We start from the raw sequence: 23,524 nt of genomic DNA, 5'->3' as shown, positions 1-23,524 counted from the left end.
TCGGTGAGACGATCGGCGACGATCCCTCCGCCGTCAGACGTTCCGTACGGCGTCCGGCAGGCGCCGTGGGTCATGCGGGGGACCGGGCGCCCCTCGTCGATCGGTTGCCCTGGCGGCGTATTCGCGACACAGCTGCTCGATGATCGCCCGGTGATCCGGCAAATCCTCCAGCGCCCTGCCCGCCGCCCTCTGGATCATCGCAAACTCCTCCCGCGCCGCGTCCATGTGCGGAAAAGCGCTGCGCATCGGCGCGAGGTCGGTTTGAAACTCCATGCCGTAAAGGATGTACTGCCAACTGCACGGCATGAACATCTCCAGGTCGGTGATGAAATCCAACCGGTGCGGTGGGCGGTGCTTCCACTTGGCCAGTTTATCCCGCAAGGTGTCCGGAATACTGGCGAGGTCGCGGTTGTCGATCCAGAACGCCGAATCGCGACGCTGGCTCAGGCAGTAATGCATCTTGATGAAGTCGATGATCCGCTCATAGCGCGCCCCCATCATCTCGTTGAAATGACGCGCGGCGCCGTCCATGCCGTCGGTGTCGCCCGGTAGCAGGTGCGTCAGGAGGTAGCTTGCCAGTTCGATGAGGGCGATGCCGGTGGATTCCAGCGGCTCGACGAAGCCGCCGGCCAGTCCGATGGCGACGCAGTTCTTGCGCCAAGGTTCCGGTCGATAGCCCGTCTCGAATTGGAGATGGGTGGCGTTGCCGCCCTCCCCGGCTTTGCCGAGGTACTGCCGGAACACCGCCTCGGCCCGGTCGTCGCAGGTGTGCCGCGAGGCGTAGACATAGCCGGTGCCACGCCGCCGCTGCAGGCCGATGTCCCATATCCAGCCGGCTTCCTGGGCGGTGGAGATCGTGTAGGAAGGAATGGGGGCATCGGGCGTGTCGTACGGCACCTGCATGGCGATCGCCCGGTCGGCGAAGAGCACGTCGGCCCGTCTGCGGAAGGGTGACTGCATCACCTGGCCCACCAGCAGGCCGCGAAGTCCCGTGCAGTCCACGTAGAGATCGGCGGTCAACTCGCCTTCCTCTTTCGTTACCACGCGCGCGATGCCGCCGCGCGCGTCCCGCTCCGCCCTTTCCACCGTCGCAGCGTGCCGAACCACGCCCAGCGCCTGCTGGCCATGCTCGGCCAGCACACGGGCGAAGCAGGCGGCGTCGAAGTGAAAGGCATGGTTCATGGGCCCCTGGTAATCGCCATCCCTGGTGCGCTTCGGCCCACGACCATGCTCGGCGACCGTCGTCTGCATCGATACGGCGTCGGCGAACGGCATGCCGTGCGGCGCGGCGCCGAGCAGCCAGTACGGCAGCAATTCCGGGCCGCCCGGTCGCTGGCTGGGCGCATTGAACGGATGGAAGAAGTGGTCGGCCCCGGGCGCGCCCGGTGGCCGCACCCAATGGCGATAGTGGATCCCCTGCTTGTACGTTGCCGTGGCGCCGACGAGAAAACGGCGTTCGTCGAGCCCGATCGCTGCCAGCGTGCCGCGAATGGAGGGAAACGTGGCCTCCCCCACCCCCAGCAAGCCGATGTCCGGCGATTCCACCAGGTGCACCTGCACGCTGCGCGGATCGACCGCGTTGACGGCCTTGGCCAGGTAGCAGGCCGTCAGCCAGCCCGCGGTGCCGCCACCCACGATCAGTACGTTTTTCAGACGCGCCATGGTGTCGTCCCACTGCTGTCGCACGATGAAAAAAGAAAGGCCGGGCAACGCGACGCGTGCCCGGCAAAATGCCATTCAAGGGAGGGGTGGCAGAACGGCAAACCGCAGGTGACCGCTACCCCCAGACGGTCCGCCCGCACGATCTCAGAGCCAGACGCCGAGCTGGATGCCATAGGTGCGGGGCGCCAGGTACTGCGATACGTACTGCAACGATCCGTCGGACATCAGGAAGCGCCCGGCGCTGGTACGGATCTTCCCGTTGGATACGTTCTGCACGTAGGCGTTGACCCACCACTTGTCGCCCGGCTCGCTGTAACGCAGCGCCACATCACCGCGCGTGTAAGCCTTCTGCCGGTCGCCCTCGCCCAGGTTGAAGTAGCTCAGCCACTGCGAACTCTGGTATTGCGCGCTGAGGCGCGGCGTCAGGCGGCCGCCATTGCCGAGCGGGAAATCGTGCTCGTATATGGCCGTGAGCGACACGTTCGGCGCGTGCGGCAGGTCGTTGCCGGTAACGTTGGCACAATTGGCCAGGTTGGATTCTGGCGGGCATGCCGGAAGGCCTTGGTAATCGTTCGAACCGGCGTAGACGAGCTTGCCGAGTTCTTTCTTCGGAATGGCCGAGAAGATCAGGTTAAGGCGATCGCCCTTCTGCTGATAGGCCAGCTCCGATTCGATACCGAACACCTTGGTGCTGCCGCCCACATTGGAGAAGCCCAGGCCGTGGTTGCCATCCGGGTAGACGATCGGCGCGGACAGCTGGAAATTCTTGAAATTCTCGTAGTAGACCGCCGAATTCCAGGTCAGGTGGCCGTCGAGGAAAACGAACTTGCTGCCGACTTCGTAGTTGGTCAGGGTCTCAGGCTTGTACAACGTACCGGCGTCCTGCGTACCGCCCGACTTGTAGCCGGTGGAGACGCTGGCATAGACCAAGCCGTTTTCGCTGACGTCGGTGTCCAGGCGCAGCAGCCAGGTCGGCTTGCCCTTGCTGTATTTGGCCGTGTTTCGCTGCGAGATGCTGAAGCCGTTCGACGGATCCGGGTACACATCCGGCGAGATCGGCACCTGTGGCACGGCGGGATTGTACGCCCAGCCCCAGTTGATGCCGCCCTTGTTCTCCTTGTCGTCGTGCGACCAGCGCGCGCCGCCGGTGAGGCGCCAATGGTCGCTCAGGTGCCAGGTGGCCTGGCCGAACAAGGCATACGATTCCACGGTTTCCTTCGGCTGGATGAACGAGCCTTGCCAGTTCACCGTGCCGTACCGCGTGCCGTTCATGATGGGGATGTCGAAACGGATGCTGTTGTCTTCGTAGCCGTAGTAGGCGCCGAGAATCCAGTCCACTGTCTGCGGACCGGTGGACTTCAGGTCGAGCTCCTGGCTCCAGTTCGTATAGGTGGAGCTGTTGGTCCGGTCGTCCTGGTAGACGCCGTTGGTCGTGAAGCTGGTGGGGACGCTGACGCCGACGTCCTGGTCGAAATCGCTCTGGCCCGAATAATGGTTGTAGCCGGCGATGTAGCTGAGCTGCATGCCGTCGTTGATGTTCCAGTCCATCCGGCTACGCACCGTGCTCGAGGTGCGGTGCAGGTACGGCGCGGTGTCGATCAACGCGGACCAGAACCGCTGCCCCTCACGCGGCGTCTGCATGAGGCTCATGCTGGGCGTGCCGCGATCGATGAAGTATTCGTATGACAGGTTCCACTTGAACGCGTCGCTGGGCTGCCAGAGCGCGCTGACACGTGCGGCCGACTGATCCTGGGCGTTGTATTTGTCACCGCTTTGCACATACTGGCCCGGATCGATCGGCCTGAACCCGGCCAACGTGCCGCCGGATGCCGACGATGCAAGATAGGCCGCCTGCTGGTCGGCAAGGCTGGGCAACTGGCCCGAGGGCTTCTGGTAATCGACGTAGCCGTCGTGTTGTTCGTGGACCACGGCGACACGCATGGCGAAGGTGTCGCTGATAGGCAGGTTGAAGGCGGCGCGCGAACCGAACTGATGGTAGTTGCCCGCCCCTACCTGGGCGTTGCCATAAAAGCCGCCGCCGATCTCCGGTTTGGCCGTCTGGAAGCTGATGGCGCCGGCAGTCGAATTGCGGCCCCAGAGCGTGCCCTGCGGGCCACGCAAGACTTCGACGCCGTCCATGTCCAGCAGCAGGCCCGACGCGGCTTCGGCGCGTGGTGCGTAGATCCCATCGACGAACGTGGCTACCTCGGGATCGGCGTATTCCGTCTTGGCGCTGTCGTTGCCGATGCCGCGAAGCGTAAGCGTGACGACGCCATGGTCGCCCTGCGAGGTACCTTGCAGGCCGGGTACCAGCTTGGTCAGGTCCTGCACCGTCATGACCCGCTCCCGGTCGAGCGTGTCGACGGCGATCGCCGTCACCGCGACCGGTGTCTTTTGCAGCGGCGTGTCGCGCTTGGTAGCGGACACCGAAATGGCGTCCAGGTTCTGGACTTTCTTATCCGCTTTGTCGACGGTGTCCTGGTTTCCGGGCGATGGTCTGGGTGCCGTCGCATCCTGCTCCGCTGCAAGCAGCGTGCCCGGCGCGAAGGCGATGGACATGGCGACGTACATCAACGAGTGACGCAGATTCATCAGGCTCTCCCTTGATCGCGTGGATCTGTGTGGCTCGTCGTGCGCGACGGCCATGACGTGGTTTCCCCATCCCCTTGCGCTGTCGGATATCGAATGACAGCGCTGTCATCGATGGATCATAAAACGGTGTCGATGGGAAAGCTCGCCGCAGGGCAGCACGCCTCCCATACATTCTCGATGCCACTCACGAAGGCGTTCTGGCGCCTTTCAACCCTTTAGATGACCGATTCATGGTGCATAGCAAATAGACGTCCGGGCCATCCCCATGCTGCATATCGGTCGTATCGCGGAACGGCGTCACGGTTTTTCGCCGTGGCCCGGGCACGCCAAGGTGCGATCGGCGACGGTGCCGAGTGACACGTCGGTGATCGCGATTTGCGCGGCGGAGCGGTTGGACCATTCAAACGGCCGATCCACTCGGCTCATGTTCGCGCCGGCGTCGCGAAAACATTTCAACGGGATACCGACACGCAACCATTGCCCCCGGGGCAATGCGCCGAGTTGCGGCCCGATGGACACGTTGCCGCCACACCCGGCGCCGCAGCCGACGCCTATCGTCGAGGTGTCGTCCGGTGCCACGGCATCCACTTTCAACGTCGTGACCAGGAGCACATCGCCGTTGGTCTCGCGATCCATATCCAACGGTGCGGGCGCCACCAGCGCAAGTTGCGAGGCGCCGCCGTTGCCCGCGGACCATGTGAAACCGCGCGCATCCTCCTGGGCATGGTAGTCGAGGGCGGTGACACGAAGGTGGCCATCCGCCGTGGCGGCCGGCGTCGTGGTGACGTGCGTGGTCACGCCGCTCGCCCCCGTGATATCCACCGTGACATCGGGTGCCGGCTTGCCTCGGGTGAAATAGACGCCCGCCTTCGCAGCGCTCAGTTCGACGCCGGCATCCTCAGGCAGGGGGGCCATCGGCTGGCGGTCGGCATAGGTCAGACCGAAGCCGAACGGAAACTGGGGACGATCGCCCTGGGCGATCGCTCCGGTGATCTGGCGAGCGTTACGTGGCCACGTGTAAGGCAGCTTGCCGCGAAAATCATGCGCCACGTGGCCCTCGCGATCGCGCAGCAACACGTCCGCGATGCCCTCCCCTTCACTGCCCGGCAGCCACGCCACGACGAACGCGTCGGCGGCGTTGATCTCGCGATTCATCCATAGCGGACGTCCGGTCAGGAACACCGCCACGACGGGGATGCCCTTCCCGCGCAGCGTTCGCAGTAGATCCAGATCGCGGTCGTTGCCGGGGCGGTAGGCGAGGTTCGGCAGGTCGCCCTGGAACTCGGCATAGGGATCCTCGCCGAACACCACGATGGCGACGTCGGGCTTCTGTCGATAGGCACCCTCCGCGGCGAGTTCGGCATGACCGCCCGCGGCCTCGATCTGCGCTCGCAAGCCGGTCCAGATCGAGGTGGCGCCCGGGAAGTGGGCGTTGGTCAGCCCCGTGCCCTGCCAGCCCAGCGTCCACCCGCCGTTCTGCTTGGAAATGTTGTCGGCTCCGTCGCCGGCCACGAGGATGTGCTTGCGTGGGTCGATCGGGAGGAGATTGCCGTTGTTCTTCAGCAACACCAGTGACTCGCGCACCGCTCGTCGGGCTACCGCCCGGTGCGCCGGGCTACCGACCACCTCCGACGACGTTTTCGCAAGCGGATTGGACGATGGCAACCCGGCGTCGAACAGGCCCAGGCGCAACTTGACGCGAAGGATGCGCGTCACGGCGTCATCGATGCGGCTCATCGGGATTACGCCCGCCTTCGCCTGGGCGAGTGTGTTCGTATACAGGCCTTTCCACGAATCCGGCGCTTCGAGCATGTCAAGCCCGGCGTTGTACGCCGGGGCGCAACGCTCGTTGGTGCAACCCGGAACCTGGCCATGGGCGTTCCAGTCGCCCAGCACGATGCCGTCGAAACCCATGCGCCCTTTCAGCACGCCGGTGATCAACGACGTGTTGCCTGCCATCTTGACCCCGTTCCAGCTCGAGAACGACACCATGACGACCTGCACGCCCGCGTCGATGGCCGGCGGATACCCTGCCCCATGCACGTCGCGCAGCACGGCTTCGCTGATCCGCGCGTCGCCCTGGTCCTTGCCGCCCTGGGTGCCCCCATCGCCGAGGAAGTGTTTGGCCGTGGCGATGACGTGCTCGGCGTCGAGGAACCGCGGCGTGCCGGGGACGCCTTCCAGGCCGCCGATGACCGCGCTGGCGTACTGCGCGACCAGCGACGGGTCTTGCGAGTAGCCTTCGTAGGCCCGCCCCCAACGTACGTCCTGCGGCACGGTGAGCGTGGGCGCAAACGTCCAGCCGATGCCGCTCGCGCGCAGTTCGCGCGCGGTGACCTCGCCGATCGCACGGATCAACGCGGGATCCCGCGTGGCGCCGAGCGCCGAATTCTGCGGGAACAGCGTGCTTCCGACCAGGTTGTTGTGGCCGTGCACGGCATCGATGCCGAACAGCACCGGGATGGCAAGCCGTCCGTGGGAGGTGTCCATGGAGGCGCGGTAAAACGCATCCGACAACGCTTTCCAATCCGAGGCGTCCGGAAACGGATGTCCCGGGGGCTTGGAGTTGCCGCCGGCCAGCACCGAGCCCAATCGGTATTGACGTACATCCTCCGGCGTGACGCTCTTGATGTCGGCCTGGATCATCTGGCCGACCTTGTCTTCGATCGACATCCTGGCCAGCAACGCCTGGATGCGGGATTCGATGGCGGGATCGCGTGGCAGCGGTGACGCCGCTTTCGGCCAGGATTCCGGATGGGCGGTGGCCATATCGTCTGCCATGGCGGGAACGGTCATCAGCAAGGCACCCGTCATCGCGAGCGCTACGGAAAAGCGGCGCGACAAAAGGCCGGACGAAGACGGCGATGACACGGCGAGGCTCCCTGCGTGCGTACCGGCAGGTACGCTCTTGAACGCGGATATTGGCACGAATGACAGCGCTGTCAATTTGCGCTGCAGCAACGCCGTCTCGCGGCGCGCTGGTTACGTGTCCTTGGGCGCCACCCCGGTCGAGCCTCGAACCTGCAAGGAAAACGGTATGTCGACCAGGCGTCCGCTGCCCTGTCCGCGCAAATGCGTCAGAAGCTGCTCGGCGGCAATCTTGCCCATCTCGCGGCTGGGTTGCTGGATCGTGGTCAGGGCCGGCCACAACTGGCGAGACAGGGGCGTGTCGTCGAAGCCACACACCGACACGTCCCGCGGCACCTTCAGCCCATACTCGCCCGCCGCCCACATGACGCCGGTGGCCATGTCGTCGTTGGCGGCGAAGACGGCGGTCGGTCGCTTCCGCAAGGCGAACAGTTGCCGTGCCGCCTCCACGCCCGAGGCGAAGGTAAAGGCGCCCTGCACCACCCATGCCGGATCCTCGGACAGGCCCGCGGCGGCGATGGCCTCGCGGTATCCCGCAAGCCGCCAGCGGCTCGCGCCGTGGTTCGCGATGCCGATCACGTGGGCGATGCGCCGATGGCCCTGTTCGATCAGGTGTTCGACCATCGCGCGCGCCGCCTGCTGTTCGTCCATCGCCACGCCCAGGATCTTGCCGCGCCGGGCGGGCGACACGCTGGCGTACGGCACGCCGAGTTCGCGCAGACGCTTCAGCAAGGGCGCGTAGTCGGTGATGGGTGGCGTCAGCACCACACCGTCGGGATGATGGTCGGCGATCAGGGCGTCGACGCGACGGATGAAGTCGCTGTCGCGCATACGCAGCGGGCGCAGCATCATGCTGTAACGATGCGCGTCGCAGGCTTCCAGCACGCCATCCTGCACCTCGGCCAGATAGGTCGATGCCGGGTTGTCGTTGTTGTCGTAGAGCATGGCGATGACGAACGAGCGATGACCCGCCAGGCTGCGTGCCGACGGATTCGGACGGTAATCCATCGCCTCCATAGCGGCGCGCACGCGCTCGCGCGTGGCATCGGTGACGTTGGCCTCGTCGTTGAGTACGCGTGACACCGTCTTGGGCGATACGCCCGCCTTACGCGCCACATCTTCGAGGCGTACCCGCATGAAATCTCCGCTGTCGTCGCGCTGGCGAGCGACTATGCCGCCAGCGTCGGCCGCTTTTCAAGGGCGGCCTGGGCCGTGGATGCTGCGAATGCAGCATGCGGGATCGTCCCCGCCATGACATAACGGAGGTCGGAGGGACGATCGATGAGCTGCAACCACCACGGCGTGGGCCGGTCACGTGCGGGCTGAGCGCATCCCTGACGCGGGTCGTTACGCCGCGGGGAACGGCGTGCCACGCGCGCTGGCACCGTTGACGAGCCGGCCGGCGCTGTCGTTCTGGCAGATATGGAACATGTGCTTCGGCTTCCTCGGCCTCCAGTTCGGCCTCGCCCTGCAGAACGCGAACGTGAGCCGGATCTTCCAGACGCTGGGCGCGGACGTGAACGACATTCCCGCCCTCTGGATCGCCGCGCCCCTGACCGGGCTGATCGTGCAGCCCATCGTCGGACATTACTCCGATCGCACCTGGAACCGGTTCGGGCGACGGCGACCGTATTTCCTGCTGGGCGCCGTTTTCGCTTCGCTGGCCTTGCTAGGCATGCCCAACTCGCCGTCGTTGTGGATGGCGGTCGGGTTGCTGTGGATCTTGGACGCCTCCATCAACGTGTCGATGGAACCGTTTCGCGCCCTGGTCGGCGATCAACTGCCCACCCGGCAGGGTCCGGCGGGCTTTGCCATGCAGAGCTTCTTCATCGGCGTGGGCGCGGTGGTCGCTTCGCTGTCGCCCTGGTGCCTGGCCAAGCTCGGCGTCGCCAACGTTGCGACCAACGGTGGCATCCCGGACACGGTCAGGTACGCCTTTTACCTCGGCGGCGCGGTGCTGCTCGGCGCGGTGCTCTGGACGACGCTGACCACCCGAGAATACACGCCTGTCCAGCTGCGATCCTTCGCGGACGCGGTGCCCGAGAGGCCACCGGCCGACGTGTCGCGCGCGGCCAGGCCTGGGGTATGGCTCATGCTGGCCGGCACGGCGGTGCTGGTGGCGATCGGACACTTCGCCCTGGAAAAGGAGGTCTACCTGTTGGCCGGCGGTCTGATCGCATTCGGCGTGCTGTTGACCTGGCTCAGTCGCACGACGAGCCGTGGGATGCTTCGCGAGATCGTCGGTGACCTCTATGGCATGCCCGACGCCATGCGGCGGCTCGCGGGCGTGCAGCTGTTCTCGTGGTTCGCCCTGTTCGCGATGTGGATCTACGCCACGGCCGGCGTCACCCAGACGATGTACGGCACCTCGGATACGAGCTCGGCGCTCTACAACGAGGGCGCCAACTGGGTCGGCGTGCTGTTCGCCGCTTACAACGGTTTCGGTGCGCTGGCGGCGGCGGTGATCCCCTTCATGGTCCGTCGCTGGGGGTTGCGCACGAGCCATGTCGTGAACCTGTGCCTGGGCGGCGCGGGGCTGCTTTCGTTCGTGTACATCCGCGACCCGCGGTGGCTGCTCGCCTCGATGGTGGGCGTCGGTTTCGCCTGGGCGTCGATTCTGTCGTTGCCGTACGCGATGCTTTCGGACCACTTGCCGACGGCCAAGATGGGCGTCTACATGGGGATCTTCAACGTCTCCATCGTGGTCCCGCAGGTGCTGGCGGCCAGCATGCTCGGGATGCTGCTGCGGCTGTGCTTCCACAACCGGCCGATCTGGGCGTTGGGGCTCGGGGGGATCAGCCTGCTGATGGCGGCGGTATGTACGCTTTATGTGCGCAAGCCGCAGGCCACTCGCAAGTAATAGCGAGTATCGTCAATAACTTGCGTATCACCGAAGCCGCTTTTGCGCAGCTCGCGCGATATCTCGCTGATAGCGTCATGCGACGGTTGCGGCACACGACCCGAGAGGTCGTCAGCACGAGTACGACATACGCGACCGTCGACCGCCGGCATTCGCCGTCGGATTTCCCATTGAGAGGAAGGATGAAGCACATGTCGAAGACATCGAACTGGGCAGGGTTTCTGATGACTCGTAACGTACTCGCGGCAGCGTGCGCCATGGCCGTCATGCCGGGTGCCGCCTTTGCCGCCACCGCATCGCTGGCGTCGACCTGGGCCCCGACCCAGACGCATGCCCTGGCCATGCACACCCAAGACAAGGTCACGGGCCTGACCGCCATCGACCAACCGTTGCACATCGCGGTCGCCCTCAAGCTGCGCGATCGCGACCAGCTCGACGCGTTCGTGGCGGCACGCCGCCAACTGGCCGCCACCGGCGCGCAGCTTGCCGCGCCGATGACCGCGCAACAGGTCCTCGAACGCTATGCCCCGACCGCCGACCGCGCCCAGGCCGTCGCGGACTACCTGGCCAAGGCCGGTTTCTCGAACGTGCAGATCGAGCCGAACCGCCTGCTGGTGACCGCCGACGGCAACGTCGAGGCCGCGCAACGGGCGTTCAACACCACCTTCGTCAACGTCACGCGGAACGGGCGCAGCGCGTACGCCAACGACAAGGACGTGGCGATCCCCGCCAGCCTGCAGGATGACGTGCTCTCGGTCGTGGGCCTGCAGGACGTGCACCAGATGCACACCATGAACGTCCGCGCCGATGCCGCGGCGAAGCCGGCGCTCAAGACGCAGTCGGTCACCGGCCATAACCCGACGACGTTCTCGGCGATCTATGGCGGCAGCGGTGTCCCCACCGCGTCCACGGTGACCGTCGGCATCATCGCCGAGGGCAAGTTGACCCAGACCATCGCCGACCTGAAGACGTTCACCAGCAAGAACGGCCTGAGCACCGTCACCACGCAGATCGTCGGCCCGGGCAGCAGCGACACCAGCGGCATCGGCGAATGGAACCTGGACAGCCAGGACATCATCGGCATGGCCGGCGGCAAGGTCGCCAAGATGATCTTCTACGACGCATCCTCGCTGAGCAATTCGGCCCTCACCAGCATCATCAACACCGCCGTGTCGGCCAACGCGGCAAAGGTCGTCAACGTGTCGCTGGGCGAATGCGAGACCGACACCATGCAGGACGGCTCGATGGCCGCCGACGACCAGTTGTTCCAGACCGCCGAGGCACAAGGGCAGACCTTCTCGATCTCTTCCGGGGACGACGGCGCGGACGAGTGCGGCGACGGTGGCGTCACGCCGAGCTATCCGGCCAGCTCCCCTTACGTGATCGCCGTGGGCGGTACCACGCTCAACACCAGCGGCAGCACCTACACCAGCGAAACCGCGTGGAGCGGCAGCGGTGGCAGCCCGAGCACGGTCGAGCTTCGGCCGAGCTGGCAGACGGCCGTGACCGGTAAGTATCGCGTCGTGCCCGACGTCGCCTTCGACGCCGATCCGAACTCCGGCGCGATCATCATCGTCAACGGCAGCAACGCGCAGTACGGCGGCACCAGCCTCGCGGCTCCGCTGTTCACCGCCTCGTGGGCGCGCCTGCTCGCCGGGCACAGCACGCTCGGTTTCGCCGGCCCGCACATCTACAAGCTTCCCGCGGGCGACTACCACGACGTGACCAGCGGCAACAACGGTGGCTATAGCGCCTCCAGCGGCTACGACTACGTCACCGGCCGGGGCAGCTTCAACCTCGGCACGGTGAACGGCAACATCAGCTCGTACTGAGCCAACGGGCGTCGCGCTTGGTGCGCGGCGCCCTTTCTCGCTCGATGAAGCCGGGGACATGGCCAAACGCCATCGCGACGTACCGGTGACGCTGCAGTAGCACGGGCGCGCGCCGCGCGTGCCAGGCTGCCGCAAGTTCTTGACGAGTTCCCCTGACCCATTCAGACTTTTCGTAGCCGCGCCAGGGGATCTGGCGGCACACCGAGGCACACGAGGTTCGCCCCACCGCGGACGTGTCGCGGCGTGTCTTCTTGCTCGTCATAAGGAACCCACCATGTTGAAGTTCGCCCGCCGTATCGCGGCCCTGGTCGCGTTGTCGTTCGTCGCGCTCGTCGCGCACGCCCAGGACATCAAGGAACTGCCCTGGCAACGCGGTCCCACCGAGGTTCGCCTGGGCGGCGAAGCCACGCTCAAGGTGCCCGAAGGCTACGCCTTTCTCGATCCCGCTGGCACGCGTCGCCTCGACACACTCATGCAGAACCCGTCCAGCGAGGGCGACAGCTACACCCTGGCACCGGACGACCTGGCGTGGTTCGCCTTTTTCACCTATGACGATATCGGCTACGTGAAAGACGACGACACCCTGGATGCCAACGCGTTGCTGTCGTCGGTGACCAAGGACAACGAAGCCTCCAACGAGGAACGACGCAAGAGCCACTGGTCGACCGTAAGTATCGCCGGGTGGAAGACCAAGCCGCAGTACGACACGACGTTCAAGTCGCTGACCTGGGCCTTTATCGTGCGCGACGACCAGACCCACGAGGACACGGTCAACTACAACGCCCGCCTGCTCGGCCGGACCGGCGTCATGAGCGTGGACGTCGTCGCCGACCCGGCCGGCGTCGATTCGGCCATCGCCCAGTTCAAGGACGTGGTGCGCGGCTTCGCCTTCAATCCGGGGCAGTCTTACACGGACTTCCGCGCCGGCGACCGCATCGCCGAATACGGTCTGGGCGCGCTCATCGTCGGCGGCGCCGCGGCGGTCGCGGCCAAGAAGGGGTTTTTCGCGGTGCTGCTGAGCGCACTGGCGGCGGGGTGGAAATTTCTGCTGATGGGCCTGGCCGCGGTCGGGGCGTTCTTCAAGCGACTGGTCGGTCGCGGCAAGCGCTGACGCCGATGCCCGAGCACGCATGGTGGCTGGCCCTTGGCGTGCTCGTCATGTACGCCTACGACGCCGTGCATCTGCTCTACGACAACGAAGTGGTGATGCACGAGGGGGCCGGCGGGCGCTGGACGTTTTCGCTCGGCGCCGACGTGCAGTTCGCGGGGCGTCACGTCTTCCTGCCGCCATGGCTTGCGCCCACGCGGGGACTGTTGCGCCTTCGCTGGACATGGGGACGCCTGCCCAGCGCGCAGCAGCCGTTGCGCGGGCTGCGCGCGTGGCGCGTCGCGATCGCCGCCTGCGCCTGGCCGGTGTGCCTCGTTGCCTGTCTGTTCGCCATGACGCCGGCCGCGGTCTATGCGCCGCTGCCGGTCTTGCTGGCGTGGATCGGTTCGCTCTACCTCGCCATCGCCGTGGCGGTGCGGCGGCTTTGGCGCGTGCGCCGGGTGGCGGGCCTCACCCGCAGGGAGGCCACCGGCATCACGTCGGACGCCCTCTTCTGCCCGCCTTACGCGTTGAACCTCATTCGCAAGCAGGGCGCGCGGGCGGGGGATCGGTTCGATCTCATCGCGGTGGCCCACGCGCTGCTGGATGCGCCTGAACGCAAGCGACTTGCGCAAGCGATCCAGACACGCGTGCAGGGGCGGATGCAGTTGGAAGAGGTCGACAGCGACCGTCACGCGCAGCTCGAGGCGTACGCCGCGTACATCGGACGCGCGCTGGCCTGAGCGATCGAGGGTCGTCAGGCGCCGCCCATGGGTGAGCAGATCTCCACCAGGCAGCCGTTGAGATCGCGCACGTACGCCACCCGCTGCCCCCAGGGCTTACTCTCCACCGCCTTCACGGCCAGCGCCCCTTCGCGCACCGCGTGCGCGAAGCCCTCCTCCGGCGATTCGGTCACCAGACAGATCTCGAACCCCGCGGCCACGTCGCGGCGGCTGTTGGGGCGGATCGCGAGGCCGTTCATGTCGGCCATCGGCTCGCCGGCGAAACCGAGCGTGGTGTCGCCCGTTTCCATTTCCGCGTAAAGGCCGCTCTCGTGGACGAACCGGCGCCGCAATCCGAACGCCTTTTCGTAGAACCCGACGGTGGCCTCGACATCGGGCACGTAGAGGATCGTGTAGCCAAAGCGCATAGGTCTTCTCCCTTGGTGTGGGCGCAGCCTAAACGCCTCGCGATGGTGACGCTTGAAGAAATCGGCCAGCTCAGTCGAGGGGCATCCCAACGAGGACCAAGGGCGGCACACGGCCGGGGGTGAAGCCGCCATGCCGCCGGAATTCACGCGTCATGTGGGCCTGGTCGCTGTAGCCACCCTCGATCGCCGCGTCCACCGGATCGAGCGGCGCCGAGGCCTGGGTCAGAAGGCGCATGGTGCGCTGAAAACGCAGGACGGACGAAAACGCCTTGAACGACAGACCGACGCCGAGGGTCAGGTGTCGCCGCAGGGTACGTATCGGCACATCGGCGATCCGTGACACCTCGTCGAGCCGCAATCGGCCGCCGCTGGCATGGATCAGCCGGAGTGCGTACACGATTGTCGGCGCCGGGCCCAACGCGCACGCCGCGCGTCGGTGGACCACGCCGTGTAGTGCCTCGACCAGCGCGTGAGGGGTCGCCGCCGATCCCAGCCTCGTCGCGTCCTCGCCAAGCAGGCGTTCGAGCGGCGGCCCGCTGAGCGAGTCGTCCACGATCGACGCCGGATCGACGCCAAGGACGGCCCCGCCCCACCCTGGACGAAAACGCACGCCGACAAAACGATCTCCGCGTGCCACGGGTACCTCGGCCCATCGCTGTGACGGACCGACGATGAGCGGCTGGACGTCACGGACCGGCGCGCCGTCGGCGCCGCGGAAGGCGACGATCAGGTCCATCCGGCCGTCGGGGAGCACCACGTGGATGCCATCGGTGGAGGCTGTGAACGTCCACGCCGCTTCGACCGCGGGCGAACGCGGTGCGGCTAACGCGTGCTCGTGATAGTCGGAAGGCCATGGCACGGGCCGTGATTCTGGGTCATCGACGGGGATCGGTCGACAGGCGCCGCCGTTCGCGCGCCGGCATCCTATGCACGGCGATCACGGCCGATAGGTCATATCCCGACCTCACGCATTTCCCGAGCCGTGCCGCTGGAGACCTTCATGAAGCCGTTCGTTTCGTCGTTTGCGATCGCCGCCTCGTTGCTGCTCGGCGCCGGCCTGCCGGCCGTGCATGCCCGCCCAGCGCCCCCCCCGTCGCCCATCGGCATCTACGGTCTCAGGCCCGGCATCTTCGTGGCTGAAGGTACGGACTGCGGCAGTCCGCCCAATGCGGCGATCAAGCAATACGACGGCAAAGGCATCGCGACGGCTCACACGCACGCCTGCGAAGCCAGGGTACTGTCGCGACGGAACACCGCCGACGGCATCGTGTACGACGTGAGCCAGACCTGCATCGACGGGGGCGAAGGCCCGGGCAAGCCCTTCACCGAGAAGCACATGGTACGCGTGCGCGACCCCGAGCACGTCGCGATCACCTCGGACGATGCCACCGTCTATCACTACTGCCCGATTGGCACGCTTCCGCCTGACCTGCGCAGCGCGGTGCGGAAGACGATGCCCTGACGTCTGTCGGGCTCCCACGCCATCCATCGCGCGGCGCGGTCGATGGCGTGGGCCCGCTGAGGCGATGGGGTTTACCGCGTGTGCGACAAGGCGCTCGCCTTGTGCGCAGCCACATGATCGGTCTTGTCGCTCTTGACCTCGTACTGCGGCTCGTCCGAAGACGCCCGGCGCGTGCGGCCCATGAACTCGAAGTCGGCCTTGTGCACCTTGGTCACGGTGCCCGTGACGTGTCCGGCTTCCGAATTCCAACGAACGTGGTCACCTACCTTGAACGACGTGGTCATGGCTTGCTCCGGTTGGGGGGGGCACTCGACGGTGCCACCGGTGGGAACAACACGGGGTGAAGCTAGGCCAGGGCGGTGGACGCGGCGTGGCGACGGCGGTCGTCGTCCCGTTGCGCCAGGTAGCGTCGCGGCGGCGCGCCCACCAGGCGGGTAAACAGCGCGGTGAAACGGCTCGCGCTGGAATACCCCAGTTCAAGGGCGGTCTCGACGATGGAACGACCGCGCGAGAGGCGGTCGACCGCCACGACCACGCGCAGGTGCTCGCGCCAGCGCGAGACCCTGGCCTCGATGCAATGCCGGCTGGTGCCGCTGTCCGAGATCGTGTTCCCCCACGTCGGTCAGAAAGTGGCCGACGGCAAGCTCGTCGCCCCGGCATCGCTGTCGTTCCTCGCACAGCAACGCGAGCGCTTCTTCGACGACGCGCTGACCGCCGGTCGGGCCTGACGCCATGGAACAGGTCATCGCCCTCGTCGCGGGGCTCAGCGTCGGCCTGCTCTTTTCGTGGCTACGCCTGCCCTTGCCTGCCCCGCCCACCCTGACCGGCATCCTCGGCGCGTTCGGGGGTATTCCTGGGCAGCGTGCTCTTTCGGCTGCTCGTGAAGTGAGCCTCGGCGTCAGCCGTCCAGACCCGCATGCCGACGCAGCACATCGCGATAACGGCGGCTGCACGGCACCGTGGCGCCGCTCGCCAGACGCACCAGCGCGTCACCACCGTCTTCCGGCTCGATGGACGACACGTAATCGAGGTTGACCACGTAGCTGCGGTGCACGCGGACGAACCGCTGGGGATCCAGCCGCTGCTCGAAGCCCGACAACGTGGCGCGCATGGGGTATTCGTGCCCTCGCACCAGCAGGTTCACGTAATTGCCCGAGGCTTGCACGCGCTCCACCTCGCGGGCGTTGATCAGGAATTCCTTGCCCAGCTTGCGGACGAGGAAGCGATCCGGGCGGTCCACCGGCTCCACCGGCGGACCGTCGTCGGGCGGCGCCAGCAGGCTGGCCTCGCCCTGACGACGCCGCTGGACGAAGTCATACAGGCACACCACGCCGACGATCAGGAACCAGGTGCGGACATCCTTCAGGTACTCGTAGGGCCACTGCGTGAGCCAGGAGCCGAAATCGTAGGATGTTCCGGCGGCGGCATAGGCGGCCTTGCGTAGCCCGACCATGATCAGCACGTGGGCGAGCGAGAAAGGCACGCTCAGCCCCAGGTGCACCCCGATCGGAGGGCAGGCCTCCGCCAGCCGGAACGGCCATCGTCGCGCGGCCCGGACGCCGAGCGGTACGAGCAGGGCCACGCCGATGGCGCTGCTGATCTCCCAGACCCACGGTTCGACCGCGGCCGCCGGATGCTCCCGCCCCCGGTTGTCCGCCGTGGCCACCATCCCGTTGAAGACCGTGTTGACGGTCAGCACCGCCAGCCACGAGCCGACCTCGACGAGGCGGCGCCAGCGCCAGGGCGCGGAGGGGGACGTGGGCAGAGAGGCTTCCATGGCGCGGGAGTGTATCCGGGATGGATGCGGCCGTCCCCGTGGGGTCACCGTTCGTCCCCAAAGCCAGGCGCACCATCACTTTCGACCGCCGGGACCGGCGCCGAGCGGGCAACCTGCGGTTTTCCAGGGAGACCCGCCATGCACCGTCGCCACGACATCGATGCCCTACGCGTACTGGCCTTCGGCCTGCTCATCCTCTATCACCTGGGCATGCTTTACGTCGGCCCGGTCGACGACTGGCGCTACCACCTCAAGAGCAGCTACCTCACCGAAGCCCTGGCTATCCCCATGCTGAGTTCGGGCCTGTGGCGCATGGACCTGCTCTTCCTCATCTCCGGCCTGGCCTTTCACTTCCTCGGTCGCGGCCGTTCCCTCGGCGCCCTGGCCGTCCAGCGCACGCGCCGTCTGCTCCTGCCCCTGGTCTTCGGCATGGCGGTGGTGATCCCGGTGCAGCCCTACGTGCAGGCGGTGGCCAACGGCAGCATCGCGCCGGGCTTTTTCGCCTTCCTTGGCCACTACTACACCGGCGGACCGTGGCCCCGGGATGCGTTCGACGGCTGGCAATACGGTTTCACCTGGAACCATCTGTGGTACCTGCCGTACCTGTGGCTCTACACCATGATGCTGCTGGCGTTGATGCCCGCGCTGCGGTCGCGGCCTGGCCAGGCGCTGCTCGCCATGCTGCAACGGACGCGCGGCGCCACGCTGGTGATCGTCCCTGCCCTGTTCTTCGCGCTGCTGCGCACCACCCTGGAACCGCGCTTCCCGATCACGCACGCTCTGGTCGGCGACCTGTATGCCCATGCCCGTTATCTCTCGGTGTTTCTGATGGGCTTCGTACTGGGCACCCATGAGGGCCTGTGGGCGGAACTGGCCCGGCTGCGCCGGGTGACGCTGGGCCTGGCCGCCGCCAGCTTCGCGTTGTTCTGCCTGATCGACCACGCAGGCGCCTGGATCGACGTGGACGCGGTCTCCCCCGCCGTGGCCCATGCGGTCGCCGACGTCGCGCAGTTCGGACGGATCGTCTACATGTGGACGATGCTGCTGGCGGTACTGGGCTGGGGCCACGTGCTGCTGAACCGGCCGTTCCGCTGGCTGCCCTATGCGCGCGAAGCCGTGTATCCCTGGTACATCCTGCACCAGAGCGTGCTTCTGGCCGCCGCGGGCTGGCTGCTGCCGATGCACCTGGGGCCGGTCGTCGAACCGCTGCTGGTGCTGCTGGCGACCGTGGGCGGGTGCGCCCTGCTCCATGAAGGGGTGATCCGCCGGGTGGGTTTCCTCCGGCCCTGCTTCGGACTCGAACCCAGGCCGGCGACGCGTCGCGACGTGCGCCTCGCGCAGGCCCCCGCCGCCCCGTGACAGGAACGGCGCATGCATCCGAAACGGTGTTTCATCCGTAAGACTCTGTAACCAGATCGCTGGCAGAGGTCCTTCGCATGCGCTATCGCCCGATCGGCATGTCTTTCGCCGTGGCTGCCGCCCTCGCCGCCGCCACGGCGGCCCGGGCATCCACCCTGACGACATCCCACTATTCGGGCGTCGCTTACGCCGCCGGTTCGCAGACGGTTCGCTACCGGGAGGAGCACTGGGTGTTCGACGATGGGGGAGCCCGCGAGCGTCTCGTGCTCTACCGTTGTCCCGACGGACGGCCTTTCGCCCGCAAGAACGTTCGCTACACGAACACGGCCTGGACGCCCGACGTCGACTACGACGACGCACGCAGCGGTTACCGGGAAAGCGTCAAGGTCGACGGCCCACGCCTGTCGACCACCGTGGTCAAGAACGCCCGCGCGACGGCGGATTCGACCACCCTGGACGTGCACCCGGACACGGTCGTCGACGCGGGTTTCGACGACTTCGTCCGGGCGCATTGGGACGCGATCACGCAGTCCAAGGGCCTCACCGCGCGGTTTGTGGTGCCAAGCCGCGGAAGCGATCTCCGCCTGAACATCCGCCCGGATGGCGACGCGGACGCGCCATCGGTGCGCCGGTTTCGCATGGCGCTGGACGGCTGGCTTGGGGGCATCGCGCCGACGGTCACGCTCCTTTACACCGCGGACACCCACCGGCTCGTTGGCTTCGAGGGCCTCAGCAACGTGAAGGGCGACGACGGCAAGAATCAGCAGGTGCGTATCGTCTTCACCCCCCGCGACGACCAGCCGCCGGTATCGCTCGATCAGGTGGCCGACGCGCGGCGCCTGCCGCTGGTCGAGCGATGTGCCCGCTGACGCATCCGATCGGGCAGGTTTCGCGTAAGCGTATGTATCCACGGTAAGGAAACGACGATATGCCACGTTTTGCGTTGCGCGTTCCCTCGTCGCACCGTTTGCGACCGGACCCCGCGCAATGACGGTCGGCCGCGCCACCGTCGTCAGGTGGTTCAACGCGATCGGCTACCAGGCGATCTGGTTCGCGCTGGTCATCGGCGCGTCCCACGGCGACACGGGCTGGGCGCTTGTCGCGGGAGGTGTGTTCGTCGTCGCGCAGGTGGCCTTGGGCGGCCATGTCGTCGCGGAGGCGAAGCGCTTGGGCATGGCGCTCCTGTTCGGCATGGTCATCGACGGCGTGCCGTCGATGCTTGGCTGGTGGCACTACGCCTCGCCGTCGCCCGCGCTGCCACCGGGCGGTGCGCCGGCCTGGATCCTCATGCTCTGGCTCTGCTTTGCCACCACGCTCAGCCGATCGCTGTCGTTCGTGCAAGGCCGGCCGGCCCTTGCCGCGCTCCTCGGGGCCATCGGCGCGCCGATGGCCTATCTCGCGGCGGCACGCGGATGGCAGGCCCTTTTGCTGCCCGCATCGCCCATGTTTGCCGTGGCGTGGCTCGCGGCGACCTGGGCCGCCGCGCTCCCGGTGTTGGCGTACATGGCCGCCGACGCCGACCGCTTATCGCATCGCGTCAACGTGCCCGATCGAAATACGCCGGCTTGATCACCGCCACGCCGTTCTGGCCCGGATACACCGCCGTTTCGACCAGGTGCCGGCCATCCGGCGAGGCGCTGTAGACACGCGTCGACATCAGCACGCCGCCTTTCATCAGCGCCATCACCAGCACGTTCGGCACCGGCTGCCGCAGTTGCACGTGGTCCGCCTCGGGGCTGCTGTCGACCGGTGCCGGTGTGCCGTCGAGCGTGGCGGTGGCGATGGAATGGACCTCCTGGCCCGGCGAGTAGACGATGTCGACGCGGATGGTCCAGCGCGAGGCGCCGGCGTCCGCGAAGGAAAACCGTACACTCCTGGGGCGTTGGTCTGGCGGCATGGGCAGGCGCGAGGTGTCGAGCGACCACGCGCCGAGCAGCGGCGACGGCTGGCCGCCCGAGGGTGCGTCGGCGGCGCTCGCCGTCACGCCGACGAAGAGAAGACTGGCAAGGCATGCGGCCGTGCGCGCGGTGATCCGGATCGCCATCGGTTGATTACTCCGGTGAATGGGACCGCCGGGCCAAGGCGGGTGTCCCGGACTATAGCGTGGGTCCGTCGGCAGGCGTCGCGCCGAACGCGGCCTCCCTGTCAGGGTCGCGGCCCGCCACGATGTCCGCGCGCCCAAGGCTAACCCGACCGGGGGCCCGGTGGCGCGTGCCCTTGGGTCGCGAAGCTGTCATTCGTGCCGATTACCGTGTCCGCGAGCGCCCGTGCCGCACACGAACGCTTGGTCCGTCCACAGAGGTGATGACCCATGGGCAAGCGATATACCGCACCGACCGGCATCCACGGCGTCCGACGACGCTGGATGCGATCCCTGCTCCATCGGCTCAGTCCCCCCGTCATGGCTCGCGGCGAACGCCTGCCTGTCCTGGGCGTCCATCGCATCCTGGTCTGCCGCACCAGCCACAGCCTCGGCAATACGTTGCTGCTTACGCCCCTGCTGGCCGAACTCGAACGCATCTATCCCGGTGCGGAAGTCGACATCGTCACACAGAGTCCGCTGGGCGAAGCGCTGTACGGCAGCTGGCCGTCGGTGCGGCGGATACTTCGCCTGCCGTCGCGGTTTCCGCCGCACCTGCCCTGGACGCTACGTGTGCTTCGCCAGATGCGCGCGGTGACGTACGACCTGGCCATCGATCCCGATCCTCAGTCCAAGACAGGACGACTCCTGTTACGCATGGCGTGCGCCACCCGAAAGCTGGGCTACGTGAGTGCGGAAAAGCACGGTGACGTCACCCACGGTGTCGAGGTAGGCACAGCCGCAAGACATGTCGGCCAGGTGCCCGTGTTCCTGCTGCGGGCGGCGACGGGACGGCGGATCGACCACGCGTACCCGCGAGCCGATATCCGGCTGGACGCCGAGGAATCGGCGATGGGATATGGCCGTCTGCAACGCGTGTTGGGTCGACCCGATGAGGGTGTCGCGGCGCGCCCTGTCATCGGCGTGTTCGCCAACGCCACGGGCGCCAAACGACTCGAACAGGCTTGGTGGTTTGCGATGCTCGATCGCCTTCAGGCCTTGCTGCCCGGCCACGACATCGTCGAGTTCATCCCCATGCACGGCGCGTCGATCCTGGACGACCGCTTCCCCGCCTTGTACAGCTGCAACCTGCGCCGCTTCGCCGCCTGCGCCCGTCACCTGGATGCGTTCGTGAGCGCCGACTGCGGTCCCATGCACCTGGCCTGGTCCACCGGCACGCCCACCTTCGGCGTGTTCGTGACCACGGATCGGGACGAATGGGGGCCCTTCGGCGACAACGGGCAGGTGATCGACGGTGGAAAGCATACGCCCGAGGACGTCGCCGCCATGATCGCCCGCGAGCGCGGGCGAGCCGCTACCGAACGCCCCGTTCCGACGTCGGCGGAGGCGGCGCACGCTTACGGTCGGATCCTGTCCCAGGCCAGGCGATAGCCTGGGGTTAACGCGCCTGCGTGATGGCGTAACGGCGGCAGTGCTCCAGGTAACCGCCTTCGTGCGCCTGCACGAGGGCGACGACGCTGTTCCATAGCCACGACGGTGCGTCGATCGTCTTCGGGCGATTGCGCTGCAGGTCGGCGAGCCAGGCCTTGCGGGTGGGCCAGTCCAGCTGGGTGGCGTGCGCGCGTCCCACCACATTGCCGAGATAACGGGCGACGCGCATCGCTTCGACCTCGTCGAGCTGGTCGAGATCGATCTTGAGATCCTGCGGGCGGAGTTCGCGCACGAACACGGAGCGTCCGCGCACCCGGCCTGTCATCATCCGGTCGCCCAGGTTGGGTGCAAGATGCAACGCGCCCTGCTTGACCCGCTCGGCGTTGTTGCGTGGCATCTCGCCGTGCGGGCTGCGAGGCGCGGCCGCCTTGAGGGCTTCCTTGACGTCGACCAGGCAGATCTCGTCATCCTCGTTCTTGGTGACGACCCGCAACAGCAACGCGTAGCGCAGGTTGCCCAGCGAGCTGCAGCCTTTGACCCAGTATTTCGCGTCGAGCAGTTCGAGGCGCGCGGCGTCCGAGCGGTAGACGAGCTGGGTCACCAGGTGTCGCATCGCGTCGGTGTCCACGAGGGCCTGCAGGTCGGCCTGCTCGTCGGGCGTGATCGGCCAGTAGCGCTTCCCTTCGGGGATATGCGGCGTGAGCCCCTTCATGCGCTCGCGGGCCAGGTGCTTCCACCGCCGCTTGAGCGCGGCTTTCATCACCAGCCGGATGGCATCGGGACGGTCGACCACGCGGTACGCCTTGCGTCCGCCACCCATGGCGCGTTCGTAGCCATCGATCAGCTGCTCCACCATCCGCGCGGTGATGACCCCGGGCAGGTCGTTGCCGCGCGCGGCGGTGGCGAGGGATACGCCCAGGCGGACGATGTCGTGCGCGGGGTTACCTACGACGGCCTGGTCGAGGTCGCGGATCTGGATATCGATGCCGCCGTCGCGATCCGCGACGGGGCCGATGTTGCTCACGTGGCAATCGCCGCAGATCCACAGGTCCGGGCCGAGCGGAAGCGTGCGGCCGCCGTCGTTCAACCATTCGTAGAACTGCAGCGTATTGCCGCGAACGTAGGCATGCGCCGAGCGCGCCATCTTGAGGTTGCGCAAGGCGGTAAGCCGTCCTTCGCGGTCGCCCGGCGCCACCGTCGTGTCACTGGCCATGTCGTAAGTTCCTGCGATTCGGATCGTTGATGGGATAAACCGACGAATCGTGGCGAGCCCTCGGTGAAATCCGCGCATCAGCGCCGCGCGCGATCATTGGTTAAGCCGTGCCTGAATCGCCATGGCGCGAAGAAAGCCCACGGAAAATGATGCAGCGGTAGGCTGTGCGCGGCGACGTCGCCGATACCAA

At 66.9% G+C, this 23,524-nt stretch carries 21 protein-coding genes and 1 pseudogene; 11 read left to right on the top strand and 11 right to left on the bottom strand.

What is annotated here, in order from left to right:
• Positions 1 to 33: 33 nt before the first annotated feature.
• The 4 genes from PI246_RS13770 to PI246_RS13755 form a co-directional block, all read right to left on the bottom strand.
• On the bottom strand, positions 34 to 1,662 hold the full coding sequence (locus PI246_RS13770) for a tryptophan halogenase family protein (RefSeq protein ID WP_320551880.1): 1,629 nt from the start codon (positions 1,660 to 1,662) through the stop codon (positions 34 to 36).
• Between the two features lie 144 nt (positions 1,663 to 1,806).
• On the bottom strand, positions 1,807 to 4,254 hold the full coding sequence (locus PI246_RS13765; protein ID WP_320551879.1) for a TonB-dependent receptor: 2,448 nt from the start codon (positions 4,252 to 4,254) through the stop codon (positions 1,807 to 1,809).
• Between the two features lie 297 nt (positions 4,255 to 4,551).
• Positions 4,552 to 7,035, bottom strand: a complete 2,484-nt coding sequence (locus PI246_RS13760; protein ID WP_320551878.1) for a glycoside hydrolase family 3 protein — start codon at positions 7,033 to 7,035, stop codon at positions 4,552 to 4,554.
• A 201-nt stretch (positions 7,036 to 7,236) separates the two neighbouring features.
• Positions 7,237 to 8,259 (bottom strand): LacI family DNA-binding transcriptional regulator, encoded by a 1,023-nt coding sequence (locus PI246_RS13755; protein WP_320551877.1) that lies wholly within the window; start codon positions 8,257 to 8,259, stop codon positions 7,237 to 7,239.
• A 292-nt stretch (positions 8,260 to 8,551) separates the two neighbouring features.
• On the opposite strand from PI246_RS13755, the gene PI246_RS13750 reads away from it, so the two are divergent.
• From PI246_RS13750 to PI246_RS13735, 4 genes are all read left to right on the top strand, one after another.
• On the top strand, positions 8,552 to 9,982 hold the full coding sequence (locus tag PI246_RS13750; RefSeq protein WP_320551890.1) for an MFS transporter: 1,431 nt from the start codon (positions 8,552 to 8,554) through the stop codon (positions 9,980 to 9,982).
• A 191-nt stretch (positions 9,983 to 10,173) separates the two neighbouring features.
• Positions 10,174 to 11,814 (top strand): S53 family peptidase, encoded by a 1,641-nt coding sequence (locus tag PI246_RS13745; RefSeq protein WP_320551876.1) that lies wholly within the window; start codon positions 10,174 to 10,176, stop codon positions 11,812 to 11,814.
• 274 nt (positions 11,815 to 12,088) lie between these two features.
• Complete coding sequence (locus PI246_RS13740; RefSeq protein ID WP_320551875.1) at positions 12,089 to 12,925, top strand: DUF2167 domain-containing protein; 837 nt, start codon at positions 12,089 to 12,091, stop codon at positions 12,923 to 12,925.
• 5 nt (positions 12,926 to 12,930) lie between these two features.
• Entirely contained in the window at positions 12,931 to 13,644 is a 714-nt protein-coding gene (locus PI246_RS13735) for a hypothetical protein (RefSeq protein ID WP_320551874.1), read from the top strand.
• Between the two features lie 14 nt (positions 13,645 to 13,658).
• Here the strand turns inward: PI246_RS13735 and PI246_RS13730 are convergent, their stop codons facing one another.
• Both PI246_RS13730 and PI246_RS13725 read right to left on the bottom strand, forming a co-directional pair.
• On the bottom strand, positions 13,659 to 14,051 hold the full coding sequence (locus PI246_RS13730; RefSeq protein ID WP_320551873.1) for a VOC family protein: 393 nt from the start codon (positions 14,049 to 14,051) through the stop codon (positions 13,659 to 13,661).
• 70 nt (positions 14,052 to 14,121) lie between these two features.
• Positions 14,122 to 14,910, bottom strand: a complete 789-nt coding sequence (locus PI246_RS13725) for a helix-turn-helix domain-containing protein (protein WP_320551872.1) — start codon at positions 14,908 to 14,910, stop codon at positions 14,122 to 14,124.
• A gap of 141 nt (positions 14,911 to 15,051) precedes the next feature.
• Between PI246_RS13725 and PI246_RS13720 the strand changes: the two genes are divergently transcribed.
• Positions 15,052 to 15,513 (top strand): hypothetical protein, encoded by a 462-nt coding sequence (locus PI246_RS13720; RefSeq protein WP_320551871.1) that lies wholly within the window; start codon positions 15,052 to 15,054, stop codon positions 15,511 to 15,513.
• A 71-nt stretch (positions 15,514 to 15,584) separates the two neighbouring features.
• On the opposite strand, the gene PI246_RS13715 is transcribed toward PI246_RS13720, so the two are convergent.
• The gene (locus PI246_RS13715; protein WP_320551870.1) at positions 15,585 to 15,797 is read right to left on the bottom strand and encodes a hypervirulence associated TUDOR domain-containing protein; all 213 of its coding nucleotides are present in this window, start codon (positions 15,795 to 15,797) and stop codon (positions 15,585 to 15,587) included.
• 62 nt (positions 15,798 to 15,859) lie between these two features.
• On the bottom strand, positions 15,860 to 16,087 hold the full coding sequence (locus PI246_RS13710; RefSeq protein ID WP_320551889.1) for a helix-turn-helix domain-containing protein: 228 nt from the start codon (positions 16,085 to 16,087) through the stop codon (positions 15,860 to 15,862).
• Between PI246_RS13710 and PI246_RS13705 the strand changes: the two genes are divergently transcribed.
• On the top strand, positions 16,086 to 16,241 hold the full coding sequence (locus PI246_RS13705; RefSeq protein ID WP_320551869.1) for a hypothetical protein: 156 nt from the start codon (positions 16,086 to 16,088) through the stop codon (positions 16,239 to 16,241). The two genes, PI246_RS13710 and PI246_RS13705, sit on opposite strands and share 2 nt — an antisense overlap.
• A 4-nt stretch (positions 16,242 to 16,245) precedes the next feature.
• Positions 16,246 to 16,380, top strand: a pseudogene (locus PI246_RS18495) (XapX domain-containing protein); the annotation flags it as partial.
• A 31-nt stretch (positions 16,381 to 16,411) separates the two neighbouring features.
• Here PI246_RS18495 and PI246_RS13700 read toward each other — a convergent pair.
• On the bottom strand, positions 16,412 to 17,290 hold the full coding sequence (locus tag PI246_RS13700; protein ID WP_320551868.1) for a LytTR family DNA-binding domain-containing protein: 879 nt from the start codon (positions 17,288 to 17,290) through the stop codon (positions 16,412 to 16,414).
• A 138-nt stretch (positions 17,291 to 17,428) separates the two neighbouring features.
• On the opposite strand from PI246_RS13700, the gene PI246_RS13695 reads away from it, so the two are divergent.
• The 3 genes from PI246_RS13695 (at position 17,429) to PI246_RS13685 (ending at position 20,218) form a co-directional block, all read left to right on the top strand.
• Positions 17,429 to 18,649 (top strand): acyltransferase family protein, encoded by a 1,221-nt coding sequence (locus PI246_RS13695; RefSeq protein ID WP_320551867.1) that lies wholly within the window; start codon positions 17,429 to 17,431, stop codon positions 18,647 to 18,649.
• 77 nt (positions 18,650 to 18,726) lie between these two features.
• Positions 18,727 to 19,518 carry a hypothetical protein gene (locus PI246_RS13690; RefSeq protein WP_320551866.1) on the top strand — a complete coding sequence of 264 codons (792 nt, stop codon included), beginning with the start codon at positions 18,727 to 18,729 and terminating at the stop codon, positions 19,516 to 19,518.
• A 118-nt stretch (positions 19,519 to 19,636) separates the two neighbouring features.
• Positions 19,637 to 20,218, top strand: a complete 582-nt coding sequence (locus tag PI246_RS13685) for a DUF2878 domain-containing protein (protein ID WP_320551865.1) — start codon at positions 19,637 to 19,639, stop codon at positions 20,216 to 20,218.
• Here the strand turns inward: PI246_RS13685 and PI246_RS13680 are convergent.
• Entirely contained in the window at positions 20,187 to 20,693 is a 507-nt protein-coding gene (locus tag PI246_RS13680; protein WP_320551864.1) for a hypothetical protein, read from the bottom strand. The genes PI246_RS13685 and PI246_RS13680 overlap by 32 nt on opposite strands.
• A 267-nt stretch (positions 20,694 to 20,960) precedes the next feature.
• Between PI246_RS13680 and PI246_RS13675 the strand changes: the two genes are divergently transcribed.
• Complete coding sequence (locus tag PI246_RS13675) at positions 20,961 to 22,121, top strand: glycosyltransferase family 9 protein (RefSeq protein WP_320551863.1); 1,161 nt, start codon at positions 20,961 to 20,963, stop codon at positions 22,119 to 22,121.
• 7 nt (positions 22,122 to 22,128) lie between these two features.
• On the opposite strand, the gene PI246_RS13670 is transcribed toward PI246_RS13675, so the two are convergent.
• Complete coding sequence (locus tag PI246_RS13670; RefSeq protein ID WP_320551862.1) at positions 22,129 to 23,334, bottom strand: DUF2252 family protein; 1,206 nt, start codon at positions 23,332 to 23,334, stop codon at positions 22,129 to 22,131.
• Positions 23,335 to 23,524: the final 190 nt, after the last annotated feature.

Origin of the sequence: Luteibacter sahnii (genome assembly GCF_034063545.1) — a bacterium.
Lineage (GTDB): Bacteria > Pseudomonadota > Gammaproteobacteria > Xanthomonadales > Rhodanobacteraceae > Luteibacter > Luteibacter sahnii.
This window is presented reverse-complemented; position numbering and strand designations above follow the sequence as displayed.

Coding starts and splice junctions, on each gene's coding strand:
- PI246_RS13770 (WP_320551880.1), bottom strand. CDS start 1,662: ATGGCGCGTCTGAAAAACGTACTGATCGTGGGTGGCGGCACCGCGGGC.
- PI246_RS13765 (WP_320551879.1), bottom strand. CDS start 4,254: ATGAATCTGCGTCACTCGTTGATGTACGTCGCCATGTCCATCGCCTTC.
- PI246_RS13760 (WP_320551878.1), bottom strand. CDS start 7,035: ATGGCAGACGATATGGCCACCGCCCATCCGGAATCCTGGCCGAAAGCG.
- PI246_RS13755 (WP_320551877.1), bottom strand. CDS start 8,259: ATGCGGGTACGCCTCGAAGATGTGGCGCGTAAGGCGGGCGTATCGCCC.
- PI246_RS13750 (WP_320551890.1), top strand. CDS start 8,552: ATGTGCTTCGGCTTCCTCGGCCTCCAGTTCGGCCTCGCCCTGCAGAAC.
- PI246_RS13745 (WP_320551876.1), top strand. CDS start 10,174: ATGTCGAAGACATCGAACTGGGCAGGGTTTCTGATGACTCGTAACGTA.
- PI246_RS13740 (WP_320551875.1), top strand. CDS start 12,089: ATGTTGAAGTTCGCCCGCCGTATCGCGGCCCTGGTCGCGTTGTCGTTC.
- PI246_RS13735 (WP_320551874.1), top strand. CDS start 12,931: ATGCCCGAGCACGCATGGTGGCTGGCCCTTGGCGTGCTCGTCATGTAC.
- PI246_RS13730 (WP_320551873.1), bottom strand. CDS start 14,051: ATGCGCTTTGGCTACACGATCCTCTACGTGCCCGATGTCGAGGCCACC.
- PI246_RS13720 (WP_320551871.1), top strand. CDS start 15,052: ATGAAGCCGTTCGTTTCGTCGTTTGCGATCGCCGCCTCGTTGCTGCTC.
- PI246_RS13715 (WP_320551870.1), bottom strand. CDS start 15,797: ATGACCACGTCGTTCAAGGTAGGTGACCACGTTCGTTGGAATTCGGAA.
- PI246_RS13705 (WP_320551869.1), top strand. CDS start 16,086: ATGCAATGCCGGCTGGTGCCGCTGTCCGAGATCGTGTTCCCCCACGTC.
- PI246_RS13700 (WP_320551868.1), bottom strand. CDS start 17,290: ATGGAAGCCTCTCTGCCCACGTCCCCCTCCGCGCCCTGGCGCTGGCGC.
- PI246_RS13695 (WP_320551867.1), top strand. CDS start 17,429: ATGCACCGTCGCCACGACATCGATGCCCTACGCGTACTGGCCTTCGGC.
- PI246_RS13690 (WP_320551866.1), top strand. CDS start 18,727: ATGCGCTATCGCCCGATCGGCATGTCTTTCGCCGTGGCTGCCGCCCTC.
- PI246_RS13685 (WP_320551865.1), top strand. CDS start 19,637: ATGACGGTCGGCCGCGCCACCGTCGTCAGGTGGTTCAACGCGATCGGC.
- PI246_RS13680 (WP_320551864.1), bottom strand. CDS start 20,693: ATGGCGATCCGGATCACCGCGCGCACGGCCGCATGCCTTGCCAGTCTT.
- PI246_RS13675 (WP_320551863.1), top strand. CDS start 20,961: ATGGGCAAGCGATATACCGCACCGACCGGCATCCACGGCGTCCGACGA.
- PI246_RS13670 (WP_320551862.1), bottom strand. CDS start 23,334: ATGGCCAGTGACACGACGGTGGCGCCGGGCGACCGCGAAGGACGGCTT.